The following is a 13,365-nucleotide window of genomic DNA, read 5'->3' as shown; positions in this document are numbered from 1 at the left end:
AATTTAATTTATAATACAATTATATTATTATTCAGATTAAATAAGGAGATTATATGGCTAAGAAAAACATTGTTATCGACGAGAAAAAAGTCGAAATAAGAAAAACAATTGAATTAAAAGACGAACAATGATCAAAATTACATGAAAAAGCCTTACAAAATTTAGTTAAAAACTTAAAAATTGATGGTTTTAGAAAAGGTAAAGTTCCTGCTGACATTGCTAAAAAATACATTTCAAAACCACAAGCTTTTGAAAATGCATTAAATTCATATCTATCAACTAACCTAAAAGATATTTTTGAAGAACTAAAAAAAGAAAATGACAGAGTGATTGCTACTCAACCAAATATCAATGTTATTGAAATAACAGATGAAAAAGTTGTGTTTGAAGTTGCCTATCCACTTGATGTTGATTTATCAAAAATTAAACTTGACGGCGTTAAAGTTAAATTCGACTTACCAAAAGTTACTGAAAAAGATGTTGAAGAATACATTGATGAAAAATTAAAAGAAACTTCACTACAAGCACCTTTAAAAGCAACACAAAAAACAAAATTTGGCGACACTGTTACTTTAAATTACAAAGGTTTCGTAAACAATGAACCTTTTGATGGCGGGCAAGCAGAAGGCTTTGAATTAAAACTTGGTTCAAAAACTTTTATCGATACTTTTGAAGACCAACTTGTAGATAAAAAAGTTGGCTATAAAGGCGAAGTAGTTGTAACATTCCCAGAAAAATACCCTGTTGATAAATTAGCGGGCCAAAAAGCAACTTTTGAAGTTGAAATCGTAGCAGCTAAAAGACCAGAAGAAACAAAACTTACTGAAGACAATATTTTTGTACTTCGTGCCGGACAAGCAAAAACAATCGAAGAAGCTAAAGATGTTATTAAATGAGTAATTACAAACAGCGAAATTGAAATTTCATTGAATAAATACATTGAAGAATTCGCAAATGAAGTATTGAAAAATAACGAAATTAACATCAATGAAATATTTGTTCACCACCAAGTTGAAGAAAAACGTAAACAAGTTATTCAACAATTAAAACAACAAGGTATTAAATTTGAAGACTATCTAAAAATCCTAGACAAAAATGAAAAAGAATTTAATGAATTAGTATTTAAAGAAGAAAAACAAAGCATTTCATTTACATTAGTTGCACAACACTTATTAAAATCAGTTGTTGAAAGCAAAGAAGTTTCAAAAGAAGAAATTGAACAATGAGCAGCTATTACATCAATGTCATCAGGTTTACCAACAAGTTTCTTAACCGGTTTCTTCATGCAAGATGAAAACAATAAAAGACAAATTACAGAACGTATTCTTGAAAAACGTGCATTTGTTGCATTTGTAAAATCACAAGATGAAAAATCTGGAGAAAAACTAGAAAAACTTCAAAAAGAACTTGAAACTAACGCAACAAGAATTTCAATTGAATGAAACAAAAGAGCTGAAGAATTAAAACTAGAAAAAGAAAAAGAAATCGAAAAAGCAGCTAAGAAAAAAGACAAAAAATAATCCCTAACATCGCATAAACTTGCGATGTTTTATATACATTTTCGCGTATTTGTTAAAATATACATATTAAATAGGAGGAACATGCTTCACATTGTTTTGTATCAACCCGAAATTTGCCCAAACACTGGAAATATCATTAGAACTTGTTATGCTTTAGGAGCAAAATTACATATTATTAAACCTATCGGTTTTGAATTGTTGCCAAAATGATTAAGTAGGCCAGCAGCGGGCAGACTTTTAAGTGATATTCAACATGAAATACATGCTTCCTATGATGATTTTTACAAAAAATACTCATCAAAAAATATTTTTTATATAACAAGATATGGGCAAAAGTCATATGTTGAACCAGATTACAAAAATGTAGCAATGCAAGATCGCGAAATTTGGGTCATGTTTGGTCGTGAATCAACAGGTATTGATAAACAAATTCTTTCATCAAACATATCCAATTGTTTAAGAATTCCAATGGTATCAGCTATGAGGAGTTTAAATTTAGCAAACTGTGTTTCAATAATTGGTTTTGAGATAATGAGACAACTTGATTTTGAGGGGCTTAGTTGCTTTGAATCTCAGAAAGGCAAATTTTACTTAAATGAATAAAAAAACGATATCAAGCGTCAACAATGAAACAATAAAGCAGGTTAAAAAAATTATCAATAAAGGCGATGAGAATTTGTTTGTCATTGAGGGTAAAAATATAATAAATGAAGCAATAAAAAATAACATTAAAATTATTCAAATTTTTGAATTAAACAATTCAAATTGCTATCAAAATTCAATTAAAATCACAGATAATGTTTTGAAATCAATTACAACAACAACCCATCCCGAGGGATTTGTGGCACTGTGTCAAAAACCTCAAATAAATAAAGAATCAAAGAACATAGTTTTTTGTGATAATGTTCAAGATCCTGGAAATATCGGAACAATAATTAGAACAGCAGTGGCTTTTGGTTATGATACTATTTACACGAACGTTAATGTTTATAATCCTAAAATTATTCGTTCAACCCAAGGGGCAATATTTAAAATTAAGATTGTTAAAATTAACGAATCTGAATCATTTATAAAAGAATTAGTAAAAAATTATCCAATTTATATAACCTCATTAGATGCTGATTCAAAAGATTTTAATACAATAAATTACCCTGAAAAGAAAGTTATTGTAATAGGCAATGAGGGTCATGGAGTTGATAAAAATCTTTATAAATATGCGACAAGTAAAATTCATATTCCTATTGATTTTGAAAGTTTGAATGTATCTGTTGCAACGGGTATAATATTAAATAAAGCAAGAGGTAAAAATGAATGATAAAAATAAATTAATCCAAGAATTTAAGGAATTATCAAGGGAATTAAATGGCTATAGTTGTGCTGAAGTTGAAAATTTAATCAATGATTTTGTTCTATTAGTTGATGAATTGACAAACAAAAACGAAAATTTAACTAAATCGATTAAAAAAATTATTGACGAAAATGAACAACTAAAAGCCGAAAAATCAAAAAATGAGTTCATTAGAAGTTTGAACAATAAGGAAAATTAATGAATTTTGATAAAGAACACCAAAACTTAATTAATTGATATCCTGGCCATATGGCAAAAGGAATGAAAGAAATTAAGGAAAATGCAATTTTAGCAGACATATTCGTTGTTGTTTTAGACGCTCGCTGCCCTATTAGTAGCTACAATGAAGATTTTGATTCAATTGCTCCAAGCAAACCTAGATTATTTGTTATTACAAAATCAGATTTAATGGATACTTCAAAAAAAGAAATGATTGAAAAACGATTCAAAGGATCAAAGGTTCTATGACTTGATTTACGAAAACAATCATCGCGCAATATAATTATCAAAAATATTGAAAAATTAACATTAGACAAGGTTAAAAAAGATAAGGCAAAAGGTCTTCTTAACCCGAAAATTAAGGCATTTGTTGTAGGTATACCTAATGCTGGTAAGAGCACTCTTATCAATTTAATTAGTCAGAAAAAGACATTAAAAGTAGCAAATTATCCTGGTGTTACTCGCTCAAAACAATGAGTTGCAATTGATAATTTCTTTTTTATGGATACACCTGGTATTTTATTACCAAAACAAGACAACCAACTAGCTGCCACCAAATTAGCAATGATTGGTTCAATTGAAACTAAAATCTTTCCTATTCAATTTCTTGCCAACTCATTTATTGAAGTAATTCACGCATATTATCCAGATAAATTTTTTACCAATTTCAATATAAACATTAAACAATACGAAAATTTAGATGAAATAACAAAGTATAATATATTTAATAATATTGCTGTTTTAAAAAATTTTAAAAATAACTCTAAAATTGACCTTAATCGAGCATACACAACATTTTTAAATTGAATCAAAGAACTTAAAGGAGTTACCTATGACTAAAAAACATAACCAAATATTAGATGATAAAATAATGGCTTGAAAACAAGTTATTGAATACCGGGGCGACCATTTACGCCAAAGAAATATGATGACTCTTCAATCTTGCATATTTATTTTATTAATTGCCATATTTACTGCCGGAGCACTTATTTATGGCTGAGTAACAAATAAATCGCAAACCCTTGCGGAATGAGTAAAAATCCTATCAATTGTTTCATTTTCACTTCTATCTATTGCCACAATTTACTTTTTAATTAAATCAATATTATTAATTGGCATACTTAAAGCATTTGAAAAACAAGCAGACGAAAAAACTATTAACAAAAGACTTAAAACTTGAATTCAATTTGGTTTTGTAGCAAAACCAAGCAAATATTTAATGCCTTTTGAATCAGAACAAAATGAAAACAACACCCCAGAAAATTAAGGGCGTTGTTTTTTATTCGTTATATAAACCTATTTGGTCTGGATGCAATGGATTCTCATTAATATCAATCCGAACTATATTACCTTTTTCAATATGTACAACTTTATGACACATTGCTGACATTGCTGGGTTGTGACTAACCATAATTACTGTTGTTTTTCAATCACGATTTGCTTTGTAAAGAGAATTTAAAACAATTCTGGTTGTTTGTTCATCAAGTGCACCGGTTGGTTCATCAGCAAAAATAATTTCAGCATTTTTTGATAAAGCCCTCATTATTGATACTCTTTGTTGCTGACCCCCTGACATTTCAGTTGGAAACTTGTTAATTTCATCACTCATGCCGTACTCTTTGAATAAATCGGTTAAATCCAGTCTTCTTGATAAATCTTTTTGAAGTCATGCTCCGGTCATCACATTGTCAAAAGCATTCAAATTTTCCAATAAATTGTAATTTTGGAATATAAAACTTACCTTATCGCGTCTAAGTTTAGTAATTTCACGATCTGACATGTAGGGTAAATTTTTGTTTGCAACAATAATGTTGCCCTTAGTTGGCCTATCTAATCCCGAAATCAGGTTAAGCAATGTTGATTTTCCCCCACCACTAATACCTAAAATTAAAACAATTTCGCCAGCCTTAATTTCAAGGTTTATGTTGTTTAAAACTTTTGTTAACACATTGCCAGTTGAATAAATTTTGGTTACATTTTGCACTTCAATAATGTTGCCAGATGAATTAGTTAAATTTTCATTGCCGTCTTTTTTGCGTTTTTTTCTACCGATTTTGCGAATATATGAATAAGCCCTTCAAGGAGCAATAATATTTCTTTTACCGGATTTTTCAAAAACATCCAAAACATTGTGTTTTGTAATTTTGGTCTCTAATGTAACAATTGAAGTTAAAGACTGCAAATCGCTAAATTGCTTGTCTTCATCATTTAATTTTCTTTTTTTGTTCATTATTTTCCTTTCAGCAAGTCAACTGGCTTCATTTTATTTACACTAATTCAAGTAATAAATGAAGTAACAAAGAATATTAATAACATTATCAAAGTAGTTAATAAAACATAAATTGGTTTTAAAGCTAGGTTAAGTGCCACGCCAGAAAAACTTAGTAATGCAGCCTTGAATGAAGCCATAATAGCAATTGAAATTGGAATTGAAATTAAAATTGCAGCAATAATAAATGGAATATAAACAAGGAAGAACATTTTCAATTTTTCTCTATTTTTGTAGCCCAATATTGACCAAATTGCAATATTTTTTTGATTTTCGCTAATTATTATTGTTGACATAATAATCAAAATAATTAGCGAAACATTGAAGCTTAGAACAATAATTGAAATAGTTATTGTTTGAATTGTATTGCTAATTTGACCTATGAATCCTGATTCAATTTCCTTAGAATCGATGGCACTTGAAAGCGCAATATAAACTTTATTTTCATATATATTGGCAAACTTGCTAATTGCTTGTTGTGGTTGCTCACGAATTGATTTATAGGCATTTTCGTCAAATTTATCTTTTGTTGGATCTAAGAATTTCATTATTTGATCTTGATTTAGAGTTCTTGATAAAACACCATTTTTAGGATTGAATATTTGATCAAACATTGATTTTGTAGTTTCAATTGATTGTGCGCCAGTGTTAAAAGTATCTATACTTGACCAGTAACCACTTCTTGAATATAATCCAGTAGATCCAGTCACTTGTAATGGGTTAGAGTTATTCGTTAAAATACCATTAAACGGTGTATTTTTACCATTAGAAAACTTGTCTAAACCTATCAATTTATTTGCAGCATCAATAGTTGTTATAAATTCATTATTAACATACGTTGGATTAATGCCAACAATTTTAAATCTAGCTTTATGTTTTATTGGTTGTTCGCCTATTTGTTTTAGTATTTCATTGTGATATCTATCAATATGGTTGTTTATTTCAAGTTCAATAACATCATTTAGATTTAAATTATAGTTATCAGCTGCTACTTTGTTAATAACTAGTGGGTTCAATTGCTCATTGTTGAAGTTATACAATGATTCATATAAATTTTGCCCTTTATCGTTTAACAATTTAACAAAATTGCTATCACGTTTATATCCATATACCTTAATATCTTTCCCTTTGTAATTAGATTTAATATATGAATAAACTTCGTCGTGATTTTCATTGAAATAAACCCCGCCGAAACTAATGAAATAATCATTAATTGTTGGGCCATATAATTCCCCAGCATCTTCAAGTCAATAATTGTATTGAATAGGTTTTTCAATTGAATTGGTCGAAGGACGTTTAATTAAATCTGGGTTTTTCGTTTCCAAATTGATTCGATTTTGCAATGCTTTGTAACCATTTAATAGGAATTTTCTATATAATTCACGCATTTTTTGTTCAGTAGTTACTGAACGCATTTCGTACTCAGCCCCATTTCATTTCGCATAAACAAATTTACCTTGTTTTTCAAATGGTGAACGATAATATTTGAAAAAGTCTAAGTTATTGCCTTTTTCATCTTTTAATGAGACATATTTTGTAATTGGATTAATATCTCATTTATTTTTTGTGTTCTCAATTTGGGTTCTTTCAAGCAGAACACCAACACGATCTCTATCTTTATCAATTTTTGCTTTTTGTGAGTCAGGCATTGAATTGTAAGCAACTTGTCAAGGGTCAACTGAGACCCCAGCATCAACTTTTATTGAAGCAGAAAATTGTGTTAAGATATGCGAATCATAGTATGAATCTGAGTCATTTTTAATTCCATTAAGGCCATTTTTATTGACTACATTTGAATATCCGGGTTTAAAGAAATCATTTAATTCACGTTGAGACTCTATCGAATCACCAATTGGAGTATATAAGTTTTTGTAAAGATTTTCAGGTTGATACGTTGTGTATAAACCGCCTTCAATAGTTGGCGATTCTAAATCAATTTTGAATGAATAGTTTCTATTTTTGTATGTATCTGAAACAGTTGTTTTAAACACATTGCTTGTAGCAATACCAAATATTGTAGCTGAACTTGTTAGTGCCACACTTGTTGAGAATGCAATAAGTTTTCAAATATTTCCAAGAGCCAATACCGTTGAAAATCTTGATTTGACATTAGCGCGTTTTGTAAATTTATGATAATTATGAATTGTTTTTGATTTAGGAAGCTCAACTTGATTTGACATTAATTCGACCGGTTTGTATCTTAGTGAAACAAGCGCAACAATATAAATTAATATACTCATTGAAATAAAAGGAACAAAGACTGTAAAAATCATTGCTATTAAGTCAAAATTAATTGTTTCTTTTGGCATTGTCCAATAATTAGAAAACACACTCAATAGCGTTAATTGGAGCCTATTTCCAATTACATATCCCAATACGCCACCAATAATTGATGTAACCAAAGCAAATATAGTTAGTGAAAGTGCAATTTGCGAAACACTATAACCTTGCGAAACTAAAATGCCAATAACTTTATTTTTGTTTGAAATGTATCTTTTTACAACAAATATAATTGCAACACCGACAACAATAGATAAACCGGTAATTAACGCAGTTGTCGCCACTGATATTAACTTAATTATTGATTCAACAGTATTAAGTCTTAGCGCTCTTTCAGGGTTAATTGGGTCAATTTCTGTACTTAAAAATACTCTTTGTAATTTATTTGAATCGCTAATTGATCTATCAACAATATCAGTTAATTGTGTTTTCAATTCATTGTTACTTAGTTGAGTAGAATTTTTAACTAAAAGGGCTTCCTTAACAACGTTTCCAGCGTATGCTAACTTAATTCTGTCAAAGCCAGAATTATTAACATAAACAAGTGCTTGATTTGACGTATTCACTTGTAAATTGTTTTCATCCACAACAGGATACATATAATCAACAGTTATATCTTGGCCAACAATTACAAATTTTATTCCATTGACGTTTAATAAATATTTTTCATCTAAATTGTTTATAAAATCATCAATTTTCAATGGATCACTAGGTATTTCTCCATTGAAAATTTCTTTGTTATTTTTAATTAAATAAGCATAATTCGCTTTAGCTACATAACTTGATGAACTATTAAATACAATTTCTTTTAATTCAGTTGGTTCAACTATATTTTGCAGTATATCAGGAATAATTTTTAATAAATTAATGCCAAAAACCTTGGGAATTTTGAATGATTTTTCCTTTATATTTTCAATAGCTGGACCATCCATAACTAAATTCTTGGTTTTGTCCAAGTTTAATGGAATAAGAGATGTATCTTTATCAGATAGGGCTAAATCAAGATAATTTGAAAGCAATTTAAACTCATTAGTATTCTCATTTGCTAATAACTCAAAATCAACAGTTCTATTTAAAACTAAGTAAGCAAGGTTTCCATTAATTAAACTTTCATTTTCTCTTTGTGAAGCTAAATAAGTAAGAGCAACTTCTGGAAACATAAATCTTAATATTGGATTACTTAAAATTTTATTAATACCAAAAATTTCAACAGGAATATTCACAACAATTTTAGATGTTAAATTGAAGGCAATTGGCGCTATTGAATAAAACTCGGGTTTTGACAAGTAATTATCAACAAATTGTTTAACAATAGCATAGTAAATTCCTTGTGGATATTTCTGATTTGCACTGAATTTATGACTTGACGCAATCATAGCCAATTGATTGATTAAAAGTAACTTATTATTTAAAATTCAATTTCTAAATTTTGGATTGTTTTTTGCTAAATTTTCAACATCTTTGTTTAAAAAATTGTAATTTTCGTCAGTATTAAATAATGTGTTGTTATTTGGGTTTGAAAGGGCATCAGTTATATAGTAGTCGTTATTATCAACAAATGGAATGTTATCACCTTTTGATTTAGTTTGCATATGTTGCAAAATTGAAGGCGATATAGCAAAATTTAATAAATCTTTAACAAATTTATTGGTCTCAGATTGGTTTGCATCCTTATTTAAAAATATTTGCAATCAAGGAGTAAAAATATCAAATGCTTGTGCAGAAACTGAATAATCATTTTGAATATCAAAACCAGCATTTAAAGAAATTAGTTGTTTTAATAATTGTCAAGTAGTGTTACCATCATTGAAGCGAATTAAATCACCTAAAAGGTCAGCACCTGTTTTGTTTTTAGGATCAACAAACGAATTCGAACCACCTTTTGTTTGTTTGATAAAGGTAATTAAATTATCTACTTTATTTAAGGCTTCTTGAATGGTATTTTTATCATTAAAAATTCCGAATTCTTTTATAAAACGAGTTTCTTCGTTATTTAGTAAATCAAAATTAATTGTTTTATCACTTTTTGAAATTTTATCTTTAATGCTCAATAAAAGTTGTTCATAAATATAGTTTTTAAACACTGTGGAACTACTTGAATTATTTAGTCCACTAAATATTGATAGAAAATCAAGGAATGATAACTTATCATTGTCGCTTTTAGGAACAAATACTTTTGAACCATTTTGTGTTGTTTTTACTTCAACACTTGATGAAAGGTTGAACATCTCAATTAAATTATTTTTAAACGTTCTATTTGAACCAGGGGCATAAAATAGCGATTTTATAAATGCTAAAATACCATTTTTTGCAGAAATTTGGTTTAAAACAATATTGTGTTTTTTCGAAACTTGTTTATTAGTTTCGACATCAAAATAGTTGTCAGTGTATTCTATAAATTTTTCAACTTGGTATTTATTTAATTCGGCGGAAAGGATTTCAAAGTCAATGCTATTTATAATATTAATTAGTCCATTTTTGACGTTTATGAATTCATTATCTTTATTTTGGTCAATTTTACTTATTATTTTTTCAAGCCCATCAGATAGCGAAGGAACAAATTGCGACACTAATTTAAATATGATTGAATCACTATTTCTTATGTCAAAAATATATCTCATATCAAGATTATTAATTAATCTCGCAATTGAATTTTTGAATTGTTTTTGGTCAATTGACTCAAAAACTCATTTGATAACATCGCCACTACTTAACTTATGAATGTAGGGTTGTTTATTTTCAGGGTGTAGTTTAGCTTTATTATTTGTTTGCTCAAAAAACACTCTAGCTTTTTCTGAAAGTTTTTTGAAATCGATTGAATTTATTAATTCAACAAGAGATTCAGAAAAAAATACTGGATTTTTTGAAGAATAAACAAGTGTTTTTGGTGAAATAAACTTACCTAAATCAATGTTTATTGCTTCTTTTAGAACAGTGAAAAGATTTTCAACCTCAATTACTAGATTTTGTTTTTGCTCTTCAAGAGACCCATTTCATTCAACGGAAGTCAAAGCTTGGTTCAACATATTATCTAAAATTAACTTCAGTAAATTACCTTTTTTATGGTGTGACAATTCATATAATATGTCAAAAATTAATTCTGGCATGATGCCTTGATTTAATTTTCCACTTGCGAAAACAGATGCAAAATTATGCTTATTCAATACAATTTTCAGTATATCGGTAATTTCCAATATTTGCTCATTTGTTAAAAATGATTTATTTAAAAGTTCCGACGTTAATAAATATTTCTCAATAGCATTTGCAAGTGCGTCAATTCTACCGTTAGCTAAAATATCTTGCATTAGCTCTGCTTTTGGAGATAAATATTTAATTGGAATATACTTGATGTTGTTAAATTCTTTGCTTGATGTAACTCAACCCTCGCCATCTGTTTTTATATATTTAAGTGCGATAGTTAATTTGTTATTTTTCAAGAAATTATTTAATGTTCCAAAATCCATTCCATCAACAGGCATTTTATTGAAATATTTAACATTATAGTTATTTTCATCAACTTTTTCAACAATCTTGAATTTGTTTGCAAAGCCAACAATCCCATAATTTGTTTGCTCATTACTATGCAACTTATCATCATTACTATAGTTTGCTAATTTAACAATCTTTTTATTCAAAAATGTTTGTGTTTTGTTTGTTTCAGGATTAAAATCTATAACATTTTTAAACTCATATATAGGATTGATGAAGTTGGGGTCAGGGTATAAATTTTTAAAAATAGAATTAATTAACAATGAAGAAATGTATGAGTTTAATTGAGTTGAATTGTATATTTGTTTATCTTCATTGCTCAAAGTTGTTAATGAAGTGGGGTGAGTTTTTTCATTATAAAGTTCCCCCACATTCATTTTAATTCCAGAAATTGTGTGTGCATTATTTCCAGCATTAATAAAATGATATACATTTTGTTGATTTGTTTTTTCATCAACTGCATTGACAGTTATTGTTTGTCTTATACCAACATTTTCTTCGCCAACTTTTGCTAGTATTTTATCAACTATAACCGATTTAGTTGATTCATAAGCTCTTGAATTTATTATTGAATATCTTTCATTTAAAATATTTTCATTCGATAGATATTGCAATTTATTAATATCATCTAAATTATTGAATTTTTTAGCTACTCTATCATATAAGTTAGTTGAATAAATATCAATAATATTTTGCGAATTATTCTTGTCGATTTTATATTTATTTCCGTCCGGTCTTACTCTTGGGTCGTCTGTTCATAATTTGATGGTTTTTAAATCTGCAAAATCAAAATTGGAACTTAGTGGTAGACTAATTGTTTTGGTTTTATATTGATTTTCGTCAATTTCTCACTTGCCATCAACAGTTCTTTTATATGGTTTTAATACTACAATTTTATTCTTTCTTCAATAATCAAATGTTTCAAGTTCATCTCAAACTTCATTTCTATTTGCAACCTTAATTTTACCAAGTGAATCCATATATGTTTTAAATGCGCCGGTCCACTTTTCTTTACCGAATCCTTCGACAAAACTTGTGTAATAGTTATCGCGTAAAAATACTGTTTTTAAAGTAGTTTTTGATACTCAAGAAGGAGAAATATTATACTTTTTGTTTGCTTCAAGATTTATGTACGAATTAAAGCTTTTTGAGAAATTTTCATTGAAAATTTGTTTAAATTCAAACTCATTTTTTAATGAGGTTTTTTCATTAATTTGTTGAATATTTTCAACATCAACCAAGGCTAAAAATTTGTCTTTGTCACCAATCACGTATGAATAATATTGAGAATCATGCGGGTTAGAAGATACTCTTTTTAACCCTAAAGCACTTATTATTTTATTTGCATTAATTACTATGCCTTCGTCATTATTAATTCAAAATTGACCAAGTTTATAATCTGAAGTTATTGTGTTATCTTTAATATTTGCATAAAGATTCGATATTTGAGAAAAATAACTAACATTATCAATGTTTGTAATAGTTAAAATATCGCCAAGTTTTATATTATTTTGTGTTTTAAATTTTGCATTAACATTTACGTCAATTTTATCTTGAACAGGTTGATAGTTTTTTCCATCAAATTTGTAAAGTTGTCATTTAAGAGGTTTTTGTGTTGAAAAATTAAAGTTCTCAACAGATTTTAAATCGAAATTTATTGTTTGTTCTTTGTGGTTTTGTTGTTCAGCTTTATAAACTGAATACGATTTAAGTAAATCGTCTTTTTTTACAAACAAGTCTAAATATTTTGGATCATTTATTCCTAATTCATTGATTTTTATGTATGAATCAATCAAAGAAGAATCAAGGTCATTGAATTCTTTGTATCTATATTCATTGAAAATTTCTTTATATTTATTAAAAGAAGATTCATCAACTTGATAAATGATTGGCGAATATGAAGTCTTTTTATCGTTTGCAAGCGTTTCACTTGTTTCACCATTTATATAATAACCTTGATTGTATGGAGAACCTTGATTAGGCAAATTTAAATCAACACTAACATCGTGCAATTTTGAAACATTTTTGTAATTATCAAACCCGCCAGAAATAACATTTTTGACACTTGATAATAGTGTGAATATAGCAGAAGTTAAAAAAACTAATATACTTAGCCCAATAACAACTACTTTATTCTTTCTAAGCGATCTTAATACTTCTTTAAATAATCTTCACATTAGGCCTCTTATAAATTATGTATTAAATTATAAATTTAATTTTGTATAAGAAAACAAAAAAAC

At 27.9% G+C, this 13,365-nt stretch carries 8 protein-coding genes; 6 read left to right on the top strand and 2 right to left on the bottom strand.

Features of this window, described 5'->3' with window-relative positions; translation table 4 throughout:
- Window positions 1–53 precede the first annotated feature (53 nt).
- From tig to EXC34_RS00230, 6 genes are all read left to right on the top strand, one after another.
- The gene (gene tig / locus EXC34_RS00255) at window positions 54–1,520 is read left to right on the top strand and encodes a trigger factor (protein ID WP_129687416.1); all 1,467 of its coding nucleotides are present in this window, start codon (window positions 54–56) and stop codon (window positions 1,518–1,520) included.
- 81 nt (window positions 1,521–1,601) lie between these two features.
- A complete protein-coding gene (locus EXC34_RS00250; protein ID WP_129687415.1) occupies window positions 1,602–2,123 on the top strand; it encodes a tRNA (cytidine(34)-2'-O)-methyltransferase in 522 nt (173 codons plus the stop codon).
- A complete protein-coding gene (locus tag EXC34_RS00245; RefSeq protein ID WP_129687414.1) occupies window positions 2,116–2,838 on the top strand; it encodes a TrmH family RNA methyltransferase in 723 nt (240 codons plus the stop codon). Before EXC34_RS00250 ends, EXC34_RS00245 begins: the two co-directional genes overlap by 8 nt.
- Window positions 2,828–3,067, top strand: a complete 240-nt coding sequence (locus EXC34_RS00240) for an MAG0865 family DivIVA-related protein (protein WP_129687413.1) — start codon at window positions 2,828–2,830, stop codon at window positions 3,065–3,067. The genes EXC34_RS00245 and EXC34_RS00240 overlap by 11 nt, the downstream gene beginning before the upstream one ends.
- Window positions 3,067–3,927: a ribosome biogenesis GTPase YlqF gene (gene ylqF / locus EXC34_RS00235; protein ID WP_129687412.1), complete on the top strand. Its 861-nt coding sequence runs from the start codon at window positions 3,067–3,069 to the stop codon at window positions 3,925–3,927. Before EXC34_RS00240 ends, ylqF begins: the two co-directional genes overlap by 1 nt.
- Window positions 3,920–4,354 carry a hypothetical protein gene (locus tag EXC34_RS00230; RefSeq protein ID WP_129687411.1) on the top strand — a complete coding sequence of 145 codons (435 nt, stop codon included), beginning with the start codon at window positions 3,920–3,922 and terminating at the stop codon, window positions 4,352–4,354. The genes ylqF and EXC34_RS00230 overlap by 8 nt, the downstream gene beginning before the upstream one ends.
- 12 nt (window positions 4,355–4,366) lie before the next feature.
- Here EXC34_RS00230 and EXC34_RS00225 read toward each other — a convergent pair whose 3' ends face one another.
- Complete coding sequence (locus EXC34_RS00225) at window positions 4,367–5,317, bottom strand: ABC transporter ATP-binding protein (RefSeq protein ID WP_129687410.1); 951 nt, start codon at window positions 5,315–5,317, stop codon at window positions 4,367–4,369.
- Complete coding sequence (locus EXC34_RS00220; protein WP_129687409.1) at window positions 5,317–13,302, bottom strand: FtsX-like permease family protein; 7,986 nt, start codon at window positions 13,300–13,302, stop codon at window positions 5,317–5,319. The genes EXC34_RS00225 and EXC34_RS00220 overlap by 1 nt, the downstream gene beginning before the upstream one ends.
- Window positions 13,303–13,365: the final 63 nt, after the last annotated feature.

Source organism: Mycoplasmopsis bovigenitalium, from assembly GCF_900660525.1.
GTDB lineage: Bacteria > Bacillota_I > Bacilli_A > Mycoplasmatales > Metamycoplasmataceae > Mycoplasmopsis > Mycoplasmopsis bovigenitalium.
Note: the sequence above shows the minus strand (reverse complement) of the source record. Positions and strands in the feature narration are given on the sequence as shown.